The sequence below is a fragment of the Dactylosporangium sp. McL0621 genome, assembly GCF_049995355.1.
Classification (GTDB): Bacteria; Actinomycetota; Actinomycetes; order Mycobacteriales; family Micromonosporaceae; genus Dactylosporangium.
This window is the reverse complement of sequence record NZ_CP188259.1, coordinates 12,448,141-12,469,282: the sequence shown is the minus strand read 5'-3', so window position 1 is coordinate 12,469,282 and position 21,142 is coordinate 12,448,141. Positions and strand designations below refer to the sequence as shown.

Sequence of the window (21,142 nt, the reverse complement as noted above, 5' to 3'; positions counted from 1 at the left end):
CCGGAAACCGCGGGCCGGTCGGCGTTGCGGTGAAGCCGATCGTTGCCTGTAGTCGGCCGCGCGGGCGCTCCATGCGCCGGGTGTGGTGCGGTAGAACCGGAGTTCGACCAACTCCGGAGGTTGCAGGTGGGCGGGCGGCGCGGCGTGACACGGATCCAGTTCGACGACGAGCAGCAGGCGCCCACGCCCGAGGGCTGGCCGAGCGCCGGCGACGTCCTGGCGGTCGTCGACCCGCACGCCATCGCCCAGCGGCTGCTCGAGCACGTGTCCAACGACGACGTGCTGATGCTGCTCAAGCGGATCGGCCCGGAGGTGTCCCGGGTCGTGCTGCACGTCATCAACCTCAACCTCTCGGGCCGGGTCAACGCCGGCATGGCAGGGCAACTGCTGGTCCGGCTGCGCCACGACAAGGCCACCGCCTCCTCGCACGCACTGCGGGCGCTGCTGTTTCCGGTCGTCGAGGTGTTCCGGCGGCTCGCAATCGGGGCCGACGACTGGCGGGTGCTCGTCGAGGAGCCCGACGCCAAGGTCGCCTACGCCTTCGACGAGCAGACGTTCCGGGGCATCCAGCAGGTCCCGGCGAGCCTGCGCTCCGTCGGATGCGCGGTCGCCATCGCCTACCGCAGCTCCGCCGCGGCGGCCGCGCTCGGCTTCCTCGCCAAGCAGGACCCCGACCTCGCGGTGGTCTACCAGGCGCTGCGCGAGCGGCACCCGGCGCTGCCCGAGCGGTACGCCGTCGACATCGCCGACGTCGTCGACCCGGCCCGCGGAGGCGTGGACGACGGCGCCCTGGCGGAGCCTGCGCCCGCAGCCTTCGACTCCCCGGGCCTCGATGCCGCGGCCATCGATGGAGCGGCCTTCGATGGAGCGGCCTTCGATGGAGCGGCCTTCGATGGAGCGGCCTTCGATGGAGCGGCCGAGCTGCGACGGGTAGAGGCGCGGTGGGACCTCGGTCGGCGCGCGGCCGAGCGGGTTGGCGCCTCGCTTGAGGCCGGTCGGCTACCGGCCGGCGAGGACCTGGCGACCCTCGCCGCGCTCGGACCCGAGGTGCGCGGGGCGGCCGGCCGGTTCGCCCGGCGCGTCGGCCAGGAAGTGGCATCCGAGCTCGATGCGATCCGAGCCGCCGCGAGCGCGGTCGAGTGGGCGCAAAGCCATGGTTGGCTGCGACGGCTGGCCGCCCTCACCGGCCCGGCGGGCTCCGACGAGCCGTTGGAGCAACTGCGGGTGATGGCGGCCCGCGCCGAGACGGCCCCGAACGACGCCGCGGACCTACGCGATCTGCGCTCCTTCTACGAGTTCCTGGTGGCCGCCGAGGGCTCGCCCGACGACGCCCGCGATCACGCCGACCGGCTGCGCCTCGACGAGGCGCTGCCGGAGCCGCTGCGGACGCTGGCTTTCAAGGAGCTGATCCGGCCGGGGTCGCTGGTCCTGCCCGCCCGCGCCACCGAGCCGGGCGAACGCGGGCCGGAGCTGGTGGAGGCGTCGCCGCCCGCGGCCGAGAGCCGGCATCCGGCCGTCGCCGAGGCGGAGCCGGTGCCCGCGGCCGAGGGGTCGGCCGATGCGCTCGACGCCGAGCTGGACGAGTTGCTCGGCGGGAACATGGACCGGCTGCTCGCAGTCAGCCAACCGCCGGCGCCGGTGGCGGCAGTACCGCCGCGGCAATCACAACCCCGTGCGGACGCTTCGCCGCCGGTGCCGCGTCCGGAGGCGGAGCCCGCCCCCGCACCCGTTCGGGGGCCGGTCGGCACCGACGCTCCGCACGCCGGTCGCGACGCCGACCCGGTGACCGTTGTCGGCCTCCAGGCCGCGCTGATCGAGGACCGGCGGTTCGGGCTGGCGGCCTGTATCGCCGAGGCGGCCGGGCAGCCGTCCGCGGTTGTCGCAGCGCGCCAGGCCATGGCCTACGCGACGAGCATGCGCGGTTCGGCCGGGTCGCTCGCCGCCGCCCTGACCGCGAGCGCGGAGCGCCTGTCGCGGACCCGGCTCGCCGACGACCGGGCCGGGCAGCTGTTGGGCTGGGGAGCCGCAGCGACCGCGGCGGCGGTCGCGCACGTGCCGCAGCTCGCGATCGTCCTCGACGACCTTCAACCCGCCATCGAGGATCACGCCGGCCTGGCCGCGCTCGGCCGGGCGCTCTCCGAGGCGACCCGCAGCGGCATCGTCGTTGCCCAGGAGCCGGGCGCGACCGTTGCGGCCGCCCTCGACCTGGAGAACCACGCCCGGCGCTACGCCGAGCAGGCCGCCCATTTGATCGACATCGCGCGGTCGCGGAGCATCAAATACGCGCCGGCGACCGGGGTGTACATGGCCTGGATGGGCGAGCGGGGTCTGCTCGGCACTCTGTTGCGGATCGTCACCCGCAACGACGCGGCTTGCCTGGCCGACGTGCGCGAGCAGATCCTGCACGCGCAGGGCCAGGAGGACCGGCAGATCGACAACCAGTACGCCCGGCAGCGGGGCCGGCGGCAGTCGAGGATCGAGGCGGGCGCGCGGCAGAAGCTGCGAGCGCAGTACCGCGAGGCGCTGCGCGTCGCCTCGGAGTGGGTCGCCACCGTCGAGCGGATCCGGCAGTTGCGGGAGCAGCATGCGGACCCGTCGGCCGAACGCGTCGACCGGATCCGCCGGGCGGTGCTGGCCTCCCGGGAGGACGTCCGGCGCGACATCGCCGCTCTGCGCGGCGAGGAGCTCGCCCGGGGACGCCAGGAGGTGGTCGCCGCTTTGGGGGCGGTGGGCGAGCTGATCGAGCGCATCTACGATCGCTGCACCGGCCAGGCCGCACCGGAGCCGCCCGGCGCCGAGCTGTCGGCCGCCTTCGTCGTCAGCGGCGAACTCGCCGCCACCAGCCTCTTCCTCGACCCGAACCGGCTACGTCCCGAGTCCGGGCTCACCGCGGCGCTGCTCGACGAGATCGTCGCGGTCGCCGGGCTGCCCCGGGCGGAGCTCGACCAGCTCTACACCCACCGGGCCAACCTGGGCGACCACGACATCACCCAGCGACTCATCGACGAGGCGCGGGCGGTCGACGCGCAGCTGGCGGAGGAGCTAGCGGTGCGCTGGGCGGCCGACGACGCGGAGTGCGGCGCCCGGATCCGCCCGGCGATCGAGGGAATCAAGCTAAAGGTCGAGCAGATGCGCATGGCCGGCGTGCTCGACGAGCGGCAGTGGTCGTTCTACGCGCTGGACGTGGAGAGGCTCGAGACCCACGGACGGCGCGACTACCGGCGCATCGAGGACGAGATCGCCCTGCTGGACAACGTGCTGATCGAGACCCGGGCCGCCGTCATCGACCGCACGCTTGCCGACATCGACCGTGAGGCGTTCGACCACCAGAAGGTCGCCGCGCACCAGGAGCGGCTCAAGGCGATGGCCCGGCAGGGCGAGATCGCGGGCGCCGAGGAGTACCTGGAGCAGATCCGCGCCGGCCGGGACCTGCCCTCGCCGGACCGCTCCGCCCGCCACCTCAGCCGCTTCTTCCCGGCAGTGCCTGAGCTCTTCGCCACCTGGCCCGACCTCATGGGCTCGCTGCTCGAGGGGCTCAAGACCGACACGGTCGACGCCGCCTTGGACGCGCTGCACCAGGCGACGGAGCTGTCGGTGAAGGGCGTCGACGAGCGCCGCCGCCGCGCCGGGGCCCGGTCGGTGGAGTCGTGGCAGGGGCTCTCGGCCCGTCGGCTGCGTGCGCATGGCCTGGACACCCAGCGCGCCCTCGCCGAGGTGCTCAGCCAGGCCGGCATCGACTTCAAGAGCGCCACGCCGGACTCCGTGGAAACCAAGGAGCGCCGCTGGTGGGTCCTCGACGACGTCAGCACGGCCGGGCGAGCGGCCAACCCGGCGCTCGGCTCGCGGATGAGCCCGGACGGCTCGACGCTGCGGGTGCTCATCGTCCACTCGGCGCAGTCGGTCACCCGCCTCATCGAGTCGCTGCGGGATCAGAGCGAGGAGCACACGGTCCTCGTAGTGTGGCTCGGCGCACCGCTGCGGGCTGCGGAGCGGCGCTCCCTCATGGAGGCGACCCGCGGCCGTCCCCGGCCGTCGGTGCTGCTCATCGACGCGGCGGTGCTCGCCTATCTGGTACTGCAGCCAGAGGCTCTGCGCGGCCCGTTCGCCGACATCACGGTGCCGTTCAGCGCCGCCAACCCGTACCAGGACAAGGCCGGCGACGCCGCCGAGGAGATGTTCTTCGGCCGCAGCCGTGAGCTGCGCGAGGTCCAGGCCATGGACGGCTCCTCGATCGTTTACGGCGGCCGGCAGCTCGGCAAGTCTGCCCTGCTACGGGCGGCGCAGCGGGAGTTCGTCCGGCGCAACCGCAGCAGCGTGGCGGCCTACCTCAGCATCTTCTCGATCGGCAGCGACGGGCAGGCGGCCAAGCTGTGGCCGGAGCTCTGGCACAAGCTCGCCGAGCACGGCGTTCTGCCGGACACGCCGGCGCAGCAGGACATGGCTCGCGGGGTGTACGACGGCATCCGTGCCTGGCTGCGCCGGGACTCGACCCGGACGCTGCTGGTGTTGCTCGACGAGGCCGACGCGTTCCTCGAGGCCGACGCCCGGCAGCAGTTCGTCGAGATCGACTGGTTCCGGCGGATCATGCAGGACCCGGGCAGCGCCGGGCGGGTGAAGATCGTGCTGGCCGGGCTCCATCGCACGGCGCGGTTCAGTGCGGTACCGAACCAACCGCTCTCCCACTTCGGGCAGCCGATCCTGATCGGACCGCTCGGGCCGCAGCAGGCCTACGACATGATCATCCAGCCGCTGGAGACGCTGGGCCTGCGCTTCGCCAACCCGCAGACCGCGCCGGCGCACATCATGGCGTACACGAACAACATCCCGGCGCTGCTGCAGATCCTCGGCCAGGCCCTGGTGACGCAGGCGTTCAGCCGGGTGGTCGGCGAGGGCGAGCCGCCCGGCGTGATCACCGACGACGACGTCACGGCGGTCATCCACAACGCCGGCCTGCGCGGACAGCTGGTGCAGAAGTACAACCTGACGCTCGACCTCGACCACCGCTACCGGGTCATCGCGCTGGTGCTGGCGCTGGCCGCCTACGAGGAGGAGTCCGGCCCGTCCGGCCTCTCCGTCGAGGAGATCGCCCAGCGGTGCCGCATGTACTGGCCCGAGGGCTTCCGGGACAGCCCCAGCGACCAGGTGGTGAGCCTCGTCGACGAGTGCGTCGACCTGGGAGTGCTGGCCCGCGACGGCAACCGCTACCGGATCCGGACGCCGACCGTGCTGCGCCTGCTCGGCGACCACGAGAGCGTGCTCCAGAAGCTCTTCTCGGCGCCCGAGCAGCTCGAGGTGCCAAGCGTCTCGCGCCGGCTGCACTTCCGCCGCGACATCGGCAACGACCTGCACTGGCGCTCGCCGCTGACCGAGCTGCAGGTCGACCGGATCGCCAAGATGAGCGTCCCGCTGATCATCGTGGGCACAAAGGCGCACGGCATCCACTTCGTCGCACGGGCCCTGGACGCGCTGCGCGGGATGCTCTCCGTCGACGAGGTCCGTCGGGTCTCGAAGGGTGGCCTGGATCAGGTACGCCATCAGGTGAGCATGCACCCGCGCTCGCTGGTCGTCGTCGACGCGACCGCCTCCGCCCCGCAGGAGCTGGCCGACCTCTACCGCGAACTCGACCCGGCCGCCCGCGTGGTCATCCTCGCGTCGGCGGCCGGCGCGCCGGCCTGGATCGGCATCGAGCACCGCATGGCCCTGAGCCGGCTCGGCCGCGACGGCCTGCGGCTGTGGTGCGAGGAGGAGAATCTGCCGTTCCACGACACCGCAGGGCAGCGCAGCCTGGACCTCAAGACCGGCGGGTGGCCGTCGCTGCTTGCCCGGATCACCGAGAAGTCCCGTTCCGACGGGAACCTCACCGCGGAGCAGCTGCTCGCCTGGTTCGACGCGTGGTGGGCGGAGCGGGGCTCGGCCGGCCTGCTGGCGGACGTCGGCCTCGAGGACCGGCAGAACCCGGTCGTCGGCGCGCTCGTCGCGGCCCTTGCCGCCGCCACCGCGATCGGCCCCGTCGGGATCCAGGACCAGGTTGCGCTGATCGAGATGCTCGGCGAGCAACTGCCCACCGACGCGCTCGTCGGCTTCGCCGGCCCGGAGGCGCTCTTCGACGCGCTGTGCGTGCTCGGCCTGTTCGACATCGACGGCAACGGCATCCAGCCCGACCCGGTGCATCTGGACGCGATGCGCCGCGCCGGAGCGGTCGATGGGTGACGAGGCCGGCCCGCCGACCGACCCGCGGGCCGACCCGGCGATCGGCGCTGTACTCACCACCGTGGCCGACCTCGTCCGCCGGCGCCGTCCCGCGCTCGGCCCGGCGGAGCGGGTACTGGCCACCCGCGCCGGCATCGACCTGATGCTCGATCTGCTGGCCGGCGGACGGACGCTGCGCTCGGTCACGGCGACCGCCATCGCCGGCCGAGACGATGGCGCGGCGCTCGCGTCGGCCCCGATCGCCCGGCTGATGCTGGCCCCCGATCCCGAGCAGGCACACGCCGGCGTCGCCTGGCTGCGCGAGCGGCTCGACGCCCACGACGCCGAGCGCCGCGGGGTGGAGCGCGAGCAGGTTCGGCGGGGCCGGGAGGAGCGCAAGGTCGCGCAGCTGCGGCAGGAGCGGGACCGGGCCCGCGGCCGGCTCGCGACCGCCGAGGCCGAGCTCACCGAGGCCCGGCAGCGCCTGGCCGAGCTCACCGACGAGGTCACCGCCCTGCACGGCCAGCTCGTCGCCGGCCGCGCGCAGCTGGAGCGCTCCCGCGCCGAAGCGGACAAGGCGCCGCTGCTCGCCGACCGCCTGCTGCGCCTGGTCGCGCCGGCCCGCGGCACCGACGACACCCGCGGCATCCAGGCCGGCGAGCCGCAGCCGCGCACCGGCGTACTCTCGCCCGAGGCCCTGGCGACCGCCGCCCGGCAGGCCGGGGTCCCCGACGCCACCGCCTGGCTACCCGCACTGCTGGAGCGTCTGGCCCGACCGAGGCCACCCGAGATGCTCATCGGCCTCGAGCGCACCCTGCGGGTCGAGATGCTCGGCGGCGGCGCCGAGATCGGCGGCTCCTGCGTCCTCGTCACCGCCGGCGACACCCGCATCCTGGTAGACGCAGGCCTACGCCCTGGCGGCCGGACCGCCGAGGAGTGCGCGCCACCGCGCATCGACCGCGCGCTACGCCGCCGGCTCGACGCCGTCGTCGTCACGCATGCGCACAACGACCACGCCGGCTGGGTGCCGACCGTCCTGCGCCGCCAACCCCACACCCCCGTCTACGCCACCAGCGCCACCATCGACCTGCTCGGCGTGATGTGGGCCGACGCGCTGCGCCTCCAGGCCCGCGACACCGACGGCGACCCGGCCGAGAGGCACTTCGACCCGTCTGATGTCACCGCCGCCCTGGAGGCCCTGACGGCGGTGGAGCCCGGCACCACGCGCACGATCGGCGACCTGACGGTCGAGCTCTTCCCCGCCGGCCACATCCTCGGCGCCTCCGGCGTGGTCGTCCACGCCGGTCGGCGCCGCGTGGTCGTCTCCGGTGACGTGTCGAAGACCGCCCAGTACACCGTCGGCGGCATCGAGCTGCCCGCCGGCGCCAAGCGAGCCGACCTGCTGCTGCTCGAGTCGACCTACGCCGGCCAGGGTCGCCGCCGCCCGAGGTCCGTCGCCGTCGAGGAGATCATCGAGGCCACCACCGGCGTGGTGGCCGCCGGTGGCCGCCTGCTGGTGCCCGCGTTTGCTTTCGGGCGCGCCCAGGAGCTGGCCATGCTCTTCGCCACCGAGATGCCGGGCGTCGACGTCCTGGTCGATGGTCTGGCCCGCGACGTGACGGAGGTGTACGAGCAGCACCTGGGTCCATCGGGCTCGCCGCTGCGCATCTTCGGCCGCTCGGTACTCCCCGTACCGCGCGGCAAGTCCGACCAGTACATCCGCCAGCACCGCACCGGCGTCGTCATCGCCACGTCGGGCATGCTGGACGGCGGCCCCGCGGTCCGTTGGGCACGCGCGGTCCTGCCGGATCCGGCGTCGGCCCTCATGCTGGTCGGCTACCAGTCCCGCGCGTCCGCCGGCGCAAACCTTCGCGAGGCGGCGCTCTCCGGAGCCGCGAAAGCCGACCTGCCAACGGGCTACGGTGCCCACGACCCGGTGCCGCTGCGGGCTCGGGTCCTGGACTGCCAGCTGGGCGCGCACGCCTCGGAGGACGAACTGGTCGAGGTGATCCGCGACATCACACCTGACACCGTGATGCTGGTCCACGGTACCCGGCGGGGGCAGCAGGCCCTGGAGGAGCGCTTGGCCCGTCGTGGCCAGCCCACCACCCCGGCGACCACCGTCTGGCGCGCCGGCGGGTCTGATTAGCCCGGCATTTCAGTATCGTCGGCGTAGCAGTAGAGCGTTGGCATAGACTGATCCCGATGTCTGGTTCGGCTCTCGATCGGGACGGTGAAGGTCAACATCTGACATCTCCTGGACTGAGTAGGCCGTTGGTGTGGTCCTTTGTGCAAGTCCGGCCGATTCCCCGGCGATGGCTGGCGTAGGTAACCTCCGGAAAACCCCAGTCCGACATCCGAGATTCGTATTCCGTGGTCCGGATACGCCCCGGACCGCCGAGGGGGCGGTGATTTCGTGGCCGCATCGTCCGGTCCTGCCGGCACATTCGCCGCAGGGCTCCGCCAACTACATGAGGCAGCGGGAAGCCCCACATTGGCCGAACTGGTGCGGCAGGGAGCCCGCCAAGAACCACGTTTGGCATTTGCGGAAACGTCACTGAGTGACTGGTTTCGCGGCGTCTCGATTCCGAGCGACGAAGCAGTGGTGCGGTTCCTCGCTGATTACCTTGAGGCACGAGCTGCCCGGCGAACAGCTTCGTACGCACCACGCGGCAGCCGGTGGTGGCTCGAGCGCCGCCAGGAGGCGTGGGATGACCGGCACAAGCACCGTCGCGGGCATCCGGCCGACCGTCCGCCGAGCCCTGCCGCCGACAGGAAACCAGCGCTTTGCGTCGGTGTCGCGCCGACCATGGTGACAGGTCGGCAACCCCGAGCCGTCGACGATCAACTAGCCACGGCAACGGTCGGTCAGGCTGCCACCGTCATCGTGGGCATGGGCGGCGTCGGCAAGACCCAGATCGCCGCGGCTCTGGTTAACCGATTGAAGAACGAAAATGCTGTCGATCTGCTGGTATGGGTTCCGGCAGCATCTCGAGACGGGATCATCACGACGTATGCGCGAGCCGCGCATACGGTCGAGGTGGGCGAGATCGATCCGGACCTGGCTGCCGCAAATTTCGTAGCCTGGTTGGGGCAGCCCCACCGTCGCCGCTGGATAGTCGTCCTCGACGATGTCACGGACCCGGCCGATCTCGCTGGCCTCTGGCCGCCGGTGGCCGAGAGTGGCCGTACCATCGTCACTTCCCGTCGTCGCGATCATGCAATGCTCGCCGGGCACAACGTTGTGGACGTCGGCGCCTTCGACGACGCGGAGGCCGTCCGGTACCTCTGTGAGCAGTTCGGCGAGGGCGAGAGCAGCGCCGAAGCCGCTGCTCTCGCCGCCGACCTGGGCCACCTCCCGCTTGCTCTGGCCCAGGCGGCCGCATACATCGCCGATCGTGGGCTGACGTGCGCACGGTACCGGGCACGTCTGGCTAGACGGCGCTCGCTCGCGGATCTGACGCCAGACGCGCTGCCTGACGGCCACCAGCACGCGGTGGCAGCCGCGTGGCAACTATCGATTGAACTCGCGAACGAACTCCGGCCGATCGGGCTGGCAAAAGCGGTGCTCGAGTTGATGGCACTTCTAGACCCGAACGGAGTTCCTCTCAACGTTCTGGCAGCTCGGGTCGTCACGCTCCACGTCTCACGGCAGACCGGCGTGGATTTCGACGCCGAGGACGTCTTCGACGCCCTGCACAACCTTCGCCGGCTGAGCCTCGCCACCGTGGACGAGCCCGCCGGCGTCGCCCGGGTTCACGCGCTGGTGCAGCGGGCCACACGCGAGGCAACTCCACCGGAAGCCGTCGATGCGGCAGTTATCGCGCTGACCCAAGCGTTGTTGAGTGTGTGGCCGGAGACTGAGCGAGACGCCGAAGTCCAGATCCTGCGGGCTAGCGTCGCCTCGCTGCGACAACTCGCCGGCGACACTCTATGGAAGGGCCAAGACAACCGCGGTGAGGTCTTGTTCAAGGCGGGAAGCAGCCTCGGTTTCACTGGACAGGTCTCCGCCGCAGCCTCTTACTTCGACGATCTGGTGGCCATGGCGTCCGCCAGAATCGGCACCGATCATCGTGACACGTTGTACGCGCGCTATTGGGCGGCGTACTGGCTCGGTGACACCGGCGACATCACGGGCGCCATTTCCGCCTTGACGTCGTTACTCGTTGACCAGCAGCGGGTGCTGGGGCCGGACAGGGAAGCTGACATTTTGTCTACGCAACACGAACTCGGTTACTGGTACGGCCGATCCGGTGACACCGCTCGGGCGGTCCGGAGCTTGAGCGCCGTCTTGCCCAACCGCATCCGGGTGATCGGCGACGAACATGAAGAAACGCTCCAAACTCGTAGCAGCCTTGCATACTGGCGGGGCCGGAATGGTGATGTTGCAGGCGCCCTTGCCGACAACATCGAGTTACTCGCCGACCGCACACGTATCCTCGGTCCCGAGCATCCCAAAACGGTGAACACTCGACACGAGATTGCGTACTGGCGCGGCTGCTCCGGCGACTTCGAGGGCGCTGTCGAAGGCTTCACGACCGTACTGCACGATCGGACGCGCAGCCTGGGTGCGGAGCACCCCGAGACGCTATCGACGCGGCACAGTCTCGCCTACTGGCGTGGTAGGGCCGGCGACCCAATCGCCGCGGTAGCCGAGTTGCGCGAGGTGCTGGCAGATCGCCAACGCGTTATGGGCGAGGACAATCCGGCGACGCTTACCACTCGACACGCTCTGGCCTACTGGACCGGGCATGCCGAAGGACCGGCAGCCGCAGTCACCCAGCTGGAGGCAGTCCTGGCCGACCGTCGGCGGGTGCTCGGTCCCGACGACCCGGACACTCTGCTCACTCATCACGAGCTCGGCTGCTGGCGGCACCGCGCTGGGCAGCTGGAGCAGGGCATCGCCGACCTCGTTGACGTGCACCGTGATCGGGAGCGCGTCTTGGGTCCCGTCCACCCCGACACATGCGCTACTCGGGCTGAACTCGAGCGCCTACGGTGACATCCGGCGGGCACGGGACCAAGGAAGCCAAATAGCCGCCCGTAGCGGATGAACCACCCGGGCCACGGCCGACCTCTGTGGAGAAACTGCTGAGCTGGCCAAACGTGGGCCGCCAGGGACTCGAACCCTGAACCAATGGATTAAAAGTCCACTGCTCTGCCATTGAGCTAGCAGCCCGCGCCCTACAGGGTACCGGGCGGTCCGCTGCTGGCCGCAACGACTTTCCGGCCGGCCGTGTTTCTGCAGCTTACGGTCGACCTCCACCGGTCGGTCGTGACGGAGCGTCGCGGTTTGCTGACGGGCGTCACACTGCTGGCATGGACGGGGAATGTGCCGAGCTGGAGTGGAGCCCGATCGTCTCCGCGCCGGTGCACTCGGCGTTTGCCGGGGTGCTGGCCGGGCTGGTGTTCGCCGGCATCGTGGTCCTGCTGTCCGGGGCCGGCGATCAGGTGCGGCGCACGAACGCGCTGGTGACGTTCGGCAGCTCGTTTCTCGTCCTCGCGTTCGACGCGTTCCTCTTCGGGGTCATCGCCGGCGAGCGGGTGTGCGGGCGGGCCTGGACCGAGACGCTGTACGCGAGCGGCCTGCTCGGGCTCGGCGCGCTGGGCATCTTCGCGGGCATCTGCTGGCTCATCGACGCCGGGGACACGACCTCGGGCCGGATGACCCGGTTCTACGTCGTGACCACGTACGTCATCGCGCTCATCGTCAGCTACCACGTCGGCGCGACGGCTATCGAGTACCTCGACGATCTTCGCCGGACGTCGAGTGTGCCGGGGTGGCTGGTGGCGGTCGCGGCGGGCTACCGGTGGGTGATGCTCGCCGCCGTTCTCCTGGTGGGCGCCTCGCCCCGGCTCCGGCGACGGTGGGGGACGCTCGTGACGTCCACCGCCTACGCGTACGTCGCCTGCGTGGTGCTGGCGCTCTACGGCGCCGGCGGCGCATCGGGCAGCGCTCAGGACTGGACGCATCCGTCGGCCGCGCTGATCGCCGGTAACACGGTCCTCGCGCTGGCGTTCCCGGCGCTCGCGGTCCTGGCCCAGGTCATCACGCTGCCGTCCCGCGTGCCGGCGGTCGTGGAGGAGCAGGAGCCGGAGCGCCGCACCTGACCGCCCGGAGCAGGTGCGTGCGGACGGCCGTGGGGCGCGTCCGCACGTACCTTCGGGTCAGCGGAAGCGGCGGAAGAAGGTGCGCACGTCCGGCACGAGCAGGTCGGGTGCCTCCATGGCGGCGAAGTGCCCGCCCCGGTCGAACTCCGACCAGTGCACGATGGCGTTGCCACGCTCGGCGTACTGCCGAATGGCGATGTCTTCGGCGAACACGGCGACGCCGGTGGGGATTTCGCTGCGCGTGGGCCAGTTACGGGTGTGCATGCTTTCGTAGTAGAGGTTCGCGGCGGAGCCGGCGGTGCCGGTCAGCCAGTACAGCATGACGTTGGTGAGCATCCGGTCCCGGTCGACCGACTGCTCGGGCAGGTCGCCGTGGGTCCATTCCTTGAACTTTTCGACGATCCAGGCCAACTGCCCGGCCGGCGAGTCGAGCAGCGCGTGGGCGAGGGTCTGCGGACGGGTGGCCTGGATCTGGAAGTATCCGTTGCCCTCGCTCAGGAACGCCTTCATCCGCGTCAGGCGCGCCCGTTCCGCCTCGGTGAGCGCGGCCTGCTCGTCCTCGCTGATCTCCCCGAACGGGATGAAGCCGACCGTGGCGGCGTTGACGTGTACGCCGACCACGTGCTGCGGATCGACCCGGCCGAGGTCCGGGGCCACGAACGCGCCGAAGTCGCCACCCTGCGCGCCGTACCGCTCGTAGCCGAGACGGCGCATCAGCTCGGCGAACGCGGTCGCGATCCGCCTGCTGTCCCAGCCCGGCCCGGACAGCGGCCCGGAGAACCCGAATCCGGGCAGCGACGGGATCACCACGTCGAACGCATCGGTCGGATCGCCGCCGTGGGCCCGGGGATCGGTCAGCGGGCCGATGACGTCGAGGAACTCGACGATGGAGCCCGGCCATCCGTGCGTCAGCAGCAGCGGCAGCGCGCCGGGTTCGGCGGATTTCGCGTGTACGAAGTGCAGCCGCTGCCCGTCGATCTCGGTGACGTACTGCGGGTGGGCGTTGAGCTCGGCCTCGTGCGCGCGCCAGTCGTACTTGGTGGCCCAGTGCTCGGCCAGGTCCTTCAGATAGCCGACCGGCACGCCGCGCTCCCACGCCGGGCCCGGCAGTTGCCCGCCCCACCGCGTGCGGGTGAGACGCCCGCGCAGATCGTCGAGGTCGGCCTGGGGAATGTCGATACGGAACTCGGTGATCGCTGTCATGGCTCCAGACTGACGACCACTGCGGACAACTTCGGTCCTCAAATGAAGGAGGGCTGAAAGACCTGGCGGCGGCCCCCCACACCCCAGGGAGGGCCGCCGCCAGGTTCGGAAGGAAGCAATGAATCAGCAGGACAGGGAGCCGGCCCCCACGCCCGTGCCCAGGATCGACACGAAGCGCTGGTACGCCGACACGCGGCTCTGCACCTGGGCCGGGTTGCGGCCCCCGCACTCCAGGCTGCCGTTGATGCTCCGGATCGTCTCGCCGAAGCCGGCGCCGTTGACGATGGCGTTGTGCGGGGTCATGGTGCCCGGGCCGCTCTGAGTGTTCCAGTACCAGAGGGCGGTCTTCCAGGCCACGGCCGAATCGGTCTGCACGAGGTTCGGGTTGTGCAGCAGGTCGATGCCCAGCGCGTCGCCCGCGGCCTTGTAGTTGAAGTTCCACGACAGCTGGATCGGGCCGCGGCCGTAGTACGCCGACTGGCCGGCCGGGCAGCCGTAGGACTGGCTCGTGTCGCAGTAGTGCGGGTAGTTCGCGGTGTTCTGCTCCACCACGTACACCAGGCCGCCCGTCTCGTGGTTCACGTTCGCCAGGAACGCGGCCGCCTCCTGCTTGCGCACGTCGTCCGAGCCGGTCTTCGCGAAGCCGGGGTACGCCGACAGCGCCGCCACCAGGCCCGAGTACGTGTAGAAGGAGTTCCGGCCCGGGAACATCTGGTTGAACTGGGCCTCGCTCACGACGAAGGAGCCGTTCGAGGGGGGAGGAGTCGTCCCGCCACCAGTTCCACCACCAGTGCCGGTGCACGCGTACGGGTCCCAGTACCAGGTGCTGATCACCGGGCTGTAGCCCGGGTTGTCATGTTCGGCGACGTAGAAGTTACCGTCCGTGAACTTCACGATGTCCCCGGTCGCGTAGTTGCGGCCCTGCACCCACGCCGGGAAGCTGCAGCCGCCCGCGGTGCCGGTCTGGGTCGGGGGCTGCGGGGTCGAGCCGCCGCACGAGCCCTGGTCCTGCCAGACGCCGGTCGTACCGGGGGGCGCCTCGTTCTGCGTCCACCACTTGGCGAGGAAGTTGTGGCCGTTGCGGGAGACCGTCGCGCCCCCGGTGTAGACCGCCGAGGCCTGCCAGGCGGGGCTGCAGGACGCGGCCGACGCGGGGAGCATGTTGAAGACCGCGACCACCCCGCCCACGACGGTCACCGCGGCCAGCATCGCCCACAGGCGCACTCTCGACACCGTTGATCACTCCTTACCCAGGTCGTCTGACCTGCCCATCCGACCAGGCGGAGGGGCGTGAAGGAGCGAACGTCATCTTTTTATGAAGAATATTTACGGTTGTCTTGAGACATGCGGCCCGGCGGTGATCTACGTCACTGCGGCGTGTCTTCAACTGGAAGAGGACAAACCGTCCGGTGCGCGAATTCGGCGCCCTGGGTACAGTGACCCACGGTCACGTCCACGAGGGCACCGCCCCCGGTGCCGGGCGAGGCTGCCGCCTAATCGCCGCACTGTGGCGAGCCGGGGACCCACCGTAACGTTGGGGTGAATCCGCCCTTCTCCCGAAGGGTGGTAGGGGTCGTTCCGTCCCGAACCCGTCAGCTAACTCGGTCGGCGGCCGACGGAAGGAACAACGAACAAGATGTCATTGCGACATCCCTACCGGCGCCTGATGGTCGCGCTGCTGGCGGCATTCGTGCTCGGGGGGCTCGCCGCCACGCCCGCCGCGGCCGAGCCCGGCGGCGACACCGGCGACGAGGGCTCCAGCGCGAACCCCACCCTGGGCTCCGTACTCGAGGACAGCACCCGGGCCTGGTCCGAGGCGAAAGAGAAGTTCGACGCCTCGGTCAAGCGCCAGGGCGAGCTCACCGCGCAGCTGCAGGCGACCGAGGCCCAGCTCGCGACGGTGCAGGACCAGGTGGCCTCGATCGCCGTCGCGGCCTACCGCACCGGCCCGCTCACCACGTTCGCCGCGCTGATGGACTCCGGCAGTCCGGACGGCTTCGCCGAACGGGCCGGCACCATCAACCAGATCGCCCACCACAACGACAACCTGCTGCACCAGCTCAAGCAGCTCAAGGACAGCCAGGCCGCGCAGAAGAAGGCGCTCGAGGACGAGGTCGCCGCGCAGCAGCAGCAGGTCCAGACGATGGAGCAGAAGAAGAAGGACGCGGAGAACGCCCTGAAGCTGGCCGGCGGCCCGAGCAAGGGCTTCGTCACCGCCAACCTGCCGACCGCCGACCCGGTGCCCCGCACGTCCACCGGCGCGCTGCCGAAGGAGTCGTGCAGCGTCAAGGACCCCACGACGACGGGCTGCATCACCCCGCGCATGCTGCACGCGATGCAGGAGGCGCAGAAGGACAACTTCAAGCGGTTCGTGGCGTGCTTCCGCCCGAGCGGGCCGTACGAGCACCCCAAGGGCCGGGCCTGCGACTTCTCGGTACAGACGAAATCGGGATTCGGCGGCGTGGCCTCCGGTGACGACTTCGTCTACGGCAGCACGCTGGCCGCGTACTTCGTCAAGAACGCGAATGCGCTCGGCGTGATGTACGTGATCTGGTTCAAGGAGATCTGGACGCCCGCCGTCGGCTGGCACCATTACAGCGGCGTCGCCGGCGATCCCTCCAGCGACCACACGAACCACGTGCACCTCTCGATCCTGTAATCCTCAAAGACGCGAGCGGCCGGCCGATGGGGCAACCGTCGACCGGCCGTTTTCCGTGGCAAGGGGATTGCAGTGAAGTACCGTCTCGTGACCCGCAGCGACTTCGACCGACTGGTCTGCGCGGTCCTGCTGCGCCACCTGGACCTCATCGGCGACATCACGTTCGTGCACCCCAAGGACGTGCAGGACGGTGCGGTCGACGTGGGCCCGACGGACATCCTCACCAACCTGCCGTACGCCCCCGGCGCCCACCTGGTCTTCGACCACCACCACTCGGAGACGCTGCGCACCGGCGGGCTGGCGAGCAACCACGTCATCGACGCGGAGGCCCCGTCGGCGGCCCGGGTGATCTGGGGAAAGCAGAAGCTCAACACGGTGTTCGCGGTCGGCAGGTCGATCCTCGACCGCAGCTCGCCGACGGACATCGGCTCGGTCATGCTGCAGTACGGCGGCGGCGGCCACCTCGCCGCCGGCACCTGCCAGGTCCCGCACGACCGGTCCGAGCAGGTCCTGCACGAGCTGATCGAGAAGGTCGGCGCCCCGATGAGCTCGAGCGCGAGCCGCAAGGGCTAGCCCCTGGAGGAGCTACAGGAGTTCCGTGTCGCGCAGCAGGCGCCACAGGCCGGCACCGTCCGGGGCGCCGAGCCAGCGCCAGTCGTCGGGCGGGAACCGCCGCGGGTTGCCGGCCACGCCCGGGACCGCGCCGGCCAGCACCGCCTGCGTGGGCGAGAGGTGCCGGATCGCGACCGCCGCGATGCTGTCCGGGTGCTCCGCGGCGAACTCGGCGTAGATCTCCGGGTCGTGCTGGCCGTCGTCGCCGACGAGCAGCCAGCGGATGTCCGGGAACTCCTGGGCGAGCCGGGACAGCGAGGCCCGCTTGTGCGCCTGGCCGCTGCGGAAGAACCGGTCCGCCTGTGGCCCCCAGTCGGTGAGCAGCAGCGGGCCGGCCGGGTACAGGTGCCGCGACAGGAACCGCGTGAGGGTCGCCGCCACGTTCCAGGCGCCGGTGGACAGGTAGAAGACGGGCGCGCCCGGGTTGGCGTTGACCAGCCGCTCGTACAGCACCGCCATCCCTGGTACCGATGCCCGGGCGTGCTCATCCAGCACGAAGGTGTTCCACGCCGCCAGCAGCGGCCGCGGCAGCGTCGTGACCATTACCGTGTCGTCCACGTCGGAGACGATGCCGAGGCGGGTGGCGGCCGGGTCGATGATCCGGACCGGCGCCTCGACGGGGTCGCTGTCCTCGCACTGCAGCGTCACCGTGGCCCAGCCGGGGGCCAGGTCGGCCTCGACCACGAAGTCCACGAACCCGCCGCGGTCGCAGCGCACCTCGCAGGTCTGCCCGCCGGCCTGGATCCGCACGAGCGCGTTGCTGACCGACACCGCGGTGAACGAGCGCCAGCCGCGCAGCTTCTTGAGGCGCTTGCCGGGCTTCGGGTCGATGCGGGCCAGCAGCACCCGGCCGAGCACCCGGACCCAGCCGGGCCTGGTCTCGGTCGCGGCGGAGCCGTAGCCGGTGTAGGCGGTGACCGCGACGCTCCAGCCCCGCCGGCGCAGCCGCCGCTCCAGCACGGCGTGGAAGGCGTCCTCGATGCGCGCCGCCCGGTGCAGCGGCAGAGGCGCGCTGCTCGGAGAGCTCGAGGTCAGGGACACCGCCCCACCCTGCCACAGCCCTGCCACCGGTGCACCCTGCTAGCCGATCAACTCAACGTGACCAACAGACGACGGTGGCATGAAACCGTGAGCCCGAACCGGCGGGGCACTTCTAACGTGAATGTCATCGAGGAAACATGAAGGTACGAGGCGCACAGGAGGTGCGAGATGGCTACCACTTTCGAGGCCGTTCGGGCCGAGGCGCTGTTCGCCTCGGATCTGCAGGGCTCGCAGGCCCCGGCGCGCGGCGAGATCCGCACCGCGGTCGCGGCGACCCTGCGGCGCATGGGCGTGCAGGGCTGCGCGGCCCGGGTCGCGAGCGAGTTCGGCGACCACCCGGAGACCGCCGTCGCCCGCATGGCGTGGGCGCTGGCCCAGATCCGCGCGACCTACCCGGTCGAGGGCTCCAAGACGCTGCGGGCCATTCGCTCGATGCGCCGCCCGGGCGCGGTCATCCGTCCGATGGCCGCCTGAAAAGCCTGAATAAAAGGCGCGGCCGTCGGGCATTACCACGGCCATGCAGGAACTGCACGTCACCATTGACCCGGACGGCGCCGACCCCGCCGTCCAGCGGCTCCAGGAGCCGCTCGAGGCCCAGCTGACCTCGGCGCTGCAGCGCGCCGCCGAGGTCGTCAAGGACGACTACCACGGCGAGTCCGTGGACGAGGTGAGCCAACGGCTCCTCGAGGTCGCCCGCGCGAGTCTGCATCCGGACATCGCCGGCGCCTGGCTGCCCGACCAGCGCGAGCTGCGCCAGGCCGCCGAGGCGATCGTGAGCGATTTTCACTGATTGCCCCGATCATGCAACCTGTCCGCCCCACACTGTCTCCAGAGCCCGCAAACCCAGGAGGCCTGCAGTGGAGCAGCACAAACTCAAGATCGACATGAACGACGCCACGGTCGACCAGCTGCGCGACCACCACTTCGCGCTCTTCGGCCTCCACGCGATCGCCACCTCGGCGAGCGGTGCTCCGACGATCTGGCTCTCCGCCCACTATCTCGAGCGGCACCTCGAGATCACGTGGCGGGAGACGTACTCGATGTACACCACCCGCCAGACGGCCCACGCCCCGAGCACCAAGGTCGTCGCCACGCACAACTACCCGGCCCCGCTGGGCAGCGTGCTGACCGTCGCGGGCAACGACGGCGCCGGCATCGTGACGCCCGGCGGCCCGGCCGGCCACATGGAGATCGACAACACCGGCCGCACCGAGCTCGGCGCCGGGCTGTGCCTCCACGACTCGCACGGGATGTACCAGCCGATGGGGGTCTTCGACCTGATCGACGTCGACCTGTTCCAGCCGGTGCCCAAGGTCGCGTTCTTCTTCTCGCCGATCCCGCACACGGCCGGCGAGATCGCCACCCGCTCGCTCGGCCCCGGCGTACTGCTGGACTACCAGATGTCGAGCAACCGGGAGCTTTCGGTCGAGTACGACATCCACGACGGCTGGTCGACGAACAACCGCCCGTACGCCCGCGCGATCGCCGCCAACGAGCCGCTCAACCCGCTCCTGCTGATCCGCTCGTCGGCCCTGCAGGCCCTGGCGATGCAGCGGCAGCGCATCACCGCGCGCTAGACGTTGCTGATCCAGCGCACCGCGTGCGCCTCGGTCGGGTCGGGCGGCTCCCAGCGCCCGGCCATCCGGTCGATCACCGCGGGCGGCACCGTCCGGGCCCGCGCGCGGTTGCGCCGGTGCACCACGTCGGGCGGCGCCTCGACGCTGACGACCTCGACCCGCGCGCCGTAGTCGGCGGCCAGCCCGATGCTCCGCGAGCGCAGGGCGCGGGTGAGGTTCGTGGCGTTCCAGACGTACGCCGTGCCCGCGCGCAGATGCTCGCGGGCGCGCGCGTAGGCGGCGGCGATCACCGGGCCCTGGTCGCCGGTCGGGCGCACGCCGAGCTCGTCGCGCAGGTCGTCGAGGCTGATCACGGGCACGCCGGGCCGGTTGGCCGCGATCCAGTGGTCCTTGCCCGCGCCGGGCAGACCCGACATCACGGTCACCGTGAACCGCGTGCCGTCGAAGGCGGCATAGCCCGGATCGCGGCCCGGGGTCCGGAAATATTCGAACCGGGCATGGTCCGAGGGGAATGCGCGGGGCCGGTCGAAACAGCCGATTTCCCGGGTGTACTGCATGAAGAGCGCGACTTCCGCGAGCCGCTCGGCGTCGCCGCCGGACGCCGCGGCCGCCAGCAGCGCCAGGTCGTCGTTGCGGGCGAGCAGGCTGACCCGGAAGGCGACGCGGTCGAGATCGGGGCGCTCGAGCGCGCCGAAGGGGAGCCGCTGGTGGCGTACCAACGCGGCGACATGCTCCCGCCAGGCGATCGGCACGCCGCGCGCCCACAGGATGCGCCGCGCCCCGAGCTCGCCCGCGTCGAGCAGGAGCGCCGCCGCCCGCACCCGTTCGCGCTCCTCCGGCGGCCGCGCCCGCCACGCGGCGAGGCCGTCCAGCGCCTCCGCGACCGGGTTCACGCGCGGACCCGGTTGGCCACGATCGGGCGGTCCTGCCAGTGGCTGCCCGAGTCGAGGATCGCGGTGTGGAAGCTCGGCCGCACCCATTTGTAGCGGCCCAGTACCGTGCCCGCGTCCTCGAGCTTGAGGTACAGCCCCTCCATCTCCTCGGACATGTCGGTCTCGCGCACGACCTGGTCGGGGTCGGCGCCCCCGGCCAGCGCCGCCTCGCGCAGCGCGCCCCGCCAGCCGGGCGTCCGGCACGTCGACGGGCCGGCGAGCTTGGTCAGCGTGGCGAGGTCGGCGTACTCGCCCTCGCCCAGCACCGGCACGGAGGCGATGCCGAGCCCGGCGAGCAGCTCCCGGCGGCAGGGCGTGGAGAGAAATGTTTCGGATTGACGGTCGTAGACGTCGAACTCGCAGAAATGATGCGGCAACGCGTCGTAGAAGACGGTGTGCTTGGCGTACAGCCACTCGCCGTACAAGATGAAACGTTCGCGCAGCACGGGCCACAGCTGGTATTGCCGTCCGGCCGCCCACGCCTTGAACGGGGCGAACTGCTTCTCGCGCGGCCCGCCCGACAGATAGTGACCGCGCGACTGCAGCCGCAGCGTGCCGTCGGCATCGAAGCTGATCGCGGCGTTGGCCCCGTCGAGCTTCTCCTCCACCACCAGCGGCCGGCCGGCCAGCTCGGCGAACGGCACCTGGGCGAGGTCGTGGTCCCCCGGCTGCAGCCGCGATCCCTGCAGGTGGGGCGTCCGGGGGTACTTGCGCAGCATCTTCCCGTTGTACCGGACCGCGGATGTTGCCCGACATCGGTTTTACGCGGGTGAGGGAAAGGGTCCTACGGCTTCCGCGCGGCGGGCCCGCCCGAAAGC

At 71.1% G+C, this 21,142-nt stretch carries 14 protein-coding genes, 1 tRNA gene and 1 riboswitch; of the genes, 9 read left to right on the top strand and 6 right to left on the bottom strand.

The window, feature by feature from the left end; genetic code table 11:
* Positions 1-144 precede the first annotated feature (144 nt).
* The 3 genes from ACPPVO_RS59185 (at position 145) to fxsT (ending at position 11,191) form a co-directional block, all read left to right on the top strand.
* Entirely contained in the window at positions 145-6,210 is a 6,066-nt protein-coding gene (locus ACPPVO_RS59185) for a hypothetical protein (protein WP_426508683.1), read from the top strand.
* The gene (locus ACPPVO_RS59180) at positions 6,203-8,338 is read left to right on the top strand and encodes an MBL fold metallo-hydrolase (protein ID WP_426508682.1); all 2,136 of its coding nucleotides are present in this window, start codon (positions 6,203-6,205) and stop codon (positions 8,336-8,338) included. The genes ACPPVO_RS59185 and ACPPVO_RS59180 overlap by 8 nt, the downstream gene beginning before the upstream one ends.
* 345 nt (positions 8,339-8,683) lie before the next feature.
* Positions 8,684-11,191, top strand: coding sequence for an FxSxx-COOH system tetratricopeptide repeat protein (fxsT, locus tag ACPPVO_RS59175; protein ID WP_426508681.1), 2,508 nt, complete (start codon positions 8,684-8,686; stop codon positions 11,189-11,191).
* Positions 11,192-11,296: 105 nt separating this feature from the next.
* Here the strand turns inward: fxsT and ACPPVO_RS59170 are convergent.
* Positions 11,297-11,368 (bottom strand) — tRNA-Lys (locus ACPPVO_RS59170).
* A 140-nt stretch (positions 11,369-11,508) separates the two neighbouring features.
* Between ACPPVO_RS59170 and ACPPVO_RS59165 the strand changes: the two genes are divergently transcribed.
* Positions 11,509-12,300, top strand: a complete 792-nt coding sequence (locus ACPPVO_RS59165; protein ID WP_426508680.1) for a hypothetical protein — start codon at positions 11,509-11,511, stop codon at positions 12,298-12,300.
* 57 nt (positions 12,301-12,357) lie between these two features.
* Here the strand turns inward: ACPPVO_RS59165 and ACPPVO_RS59160 are convergent, their stop codons facing one another.
* The gene (locus ACPPVO_RS59160; protein ID WP_426508679.1) at positions 12,358-13,503 is read right to left on the bottom strand and encodes an epoxide hydrolase family protein; all 1,146 of its coding nucleotides are present in this window, start codon (positions 13,501-13,503) and stop codon (positions 12,358-12,360) included.
* A 123-nt stretch (positions 13,504-13,626) separates the two neighbouring features.
* Entirely contained in the window at positions 13,627-14,736 is a 1,110-nt protein-coding gene (locus ACPPVO_RS59155; RefSeq protein ID WP_426508678.1) for a glycoside hydrolase family 19 protein, read from the bottom strand.
* Positions 14,737-14,983: 247 nt separating this feature from the next.
* Positions 14,984-15,130, top strand: a riboswitch (cyclic di-AMP (ydaO/yuaA leader).
* 9 nt (positions 15,131-15,139) lie between these two features.
* On the opposite strand from ACPPVO_RS59155, the gene ACPPVO_RS59150 reads away from it, so the two are divergent.
* Both ACPPVO_RS59150 and ACPPVO_RS59145 read left to right on the top strand, forming a co-directional pair.
* Entirely contained in the window at positions 15,140-16,162 is a 1,023-nt protein-coding gene (locus ACPPVO_RS59150; RefSeq protein WP_360374944.1) for a coiled-coil domain-containing protein, read from the top strand.
* 72 nt (positions 16,163-16,234) lie between these two features.
* Entirely contained in the window at positions 16,235-16,735 is a 501-nt protein-coding gene (locus ACPPVO_RS59145) for a hypothetical protein (RefSeq protein ID WP_426508677.1), read from the top strand.
* 12 nt (positions 16,736-16,747) lie between these two features.
* On the opposite strand, the gene ACPPVO_RS59140 is transcribed toward ACPPVO_RS59145, so the two are convergent.
* A complete protein-coding gene (locus ACPPVO_RS59140; RefSeq protein WP_426514912.1) occupies positions 16,748-17,809 on the bottom strand; it encodes an App1 family protein in 1,062 nt (353 codons plus the stop codon).
* 174 nt (positions 17,810-17,983) lie between these two features.
* Here ACPPVO_RS59140 and ACPPVO_RS59135 point away from each other — a divergent pair, with 174 nt between their 5' ends.
* From ACPPVO_RS59135 to ACPPVO_RS59125, 3 genes are all read left to right on the top strand, one after another.
* A complete protein-coding gene (locus ACPPVO_RS59135; protein ID WP_426508676.1) occupies positions 17,984-18,289 on the top strand; it encodes a hypothetical protein in 306 nt (101 codons plus the stop codon).
* Between the two features lie 43 nt (positions 18,290-18,332).
* Positions 18,333-18,605: a hypothetical protein gene (locus ACPPVO_RS59130; RefSeq protein ID WP_426508675.1), complete on the top strand. Its 273-nt coding sequence runs from the start codon at positions 18,333-18,335 to the stop codon at positions 18,603-18,605.
* A 67-nt stretch (positions 18,606-18,672) separates the two neighbouring features.
* Entirely contained in the window at positions 18,673-19,392 is a 720-nt protein-coding gene (locus tag ACPPVO_RS59125; protein ID WP_426508673.1) for a hypothetical protein, read from the top strand.
* On the opposite strand, the gene ACPPVO_RS59120 is transcribed toward ACPPVO_RS59125, so the two are convergent.
* Together ACPPVO_RS59120 and ACPPVO_RS59115 are read right to left on the bottom strand one after the other, a co-directional pair.
* Complete coding sequence (locus ACPPVO_RS59120; RefSeq protein WP_426508671.1) at positions 19,389-20,285, bottom strand: AAA family ATPase; 897 nt, start codon at positions 20,283-20,285, stop codon at positions 19,389-19,391. The genes ACPPVO_RS59125 and ACPPVO_RS59120 overlap by 4 nt on opposite strands.
* Entirely contained in the window at positions 20,282-21,043 is a 762-nt protein-coding gene (locus ACPPVO_RS59115) for an RNA ligase family protein (RefSeq protein ID WP_426508669.1), read from the bottom strand. Before ACPPVO_RS59115 ends, ACPPVO_RS59120 begins: the two co-directional genes overlap by 4 nt.
* Between the last annotated feature and the right edge of the window lie 99 nt (positions 21,044-21,142).

Excerpts from the sequence above, each read along its gene's own strand:
- ACPPVO_RS59150 (WP_360374944.1), top strand. The coding sequence starts at position 15,140 with ATGTCATTGCGACATCCCTACCGGCGCCTGATGGTCGCGCTGCTGGCG.
- ACPPVO_RS59160 (WP_426508679.1), bottom strand. The coding sequence starts at position 13,503 with ATGACAGCGATCACCGAGTTCCGTATCGACATTCCCCAGGCCGACCTC.
- ACPPVO_RS59135 (WP_426508676.1), top strand. The coding sequence starts at position 17,984 with ATGGCTACCACTTTCGAGGCCGTTCGGGCCGAGGCGCTGTTCGCCTCG.
- ACPPVO_RS59165 (WP_426508680.1), top strand. The coding sequence starts at position 11,509 with ATGGACGGGGAATGTGCCGAGCTGGAGTGGAGCCCGATCGTCTCCGCG.
- ACPPVO_RS59180 (WP_426508682.1), top strand. The coding sequence starts at position 6,203 with ATGGGTGACGAGGCCGGCCCGCCGACCGACCCGCGGGCCGACCCGGCG.
- ACPPVO_RS59115 (WP_426508669.1), bottom strand. The coding sequence starts at position 21,043 with ATGCTGCGCAAGTACCCCCGGACGCCCCACCTGCAGGGATCGCGGCTG.
- ACPPVO_RS59130 (WP_426508675.1), top strand. The coding sequence starts at position 18,333 with ATGCAGGAACTGCACGTCACCATTGACCCGGACGGCGCCGACCCCGCC.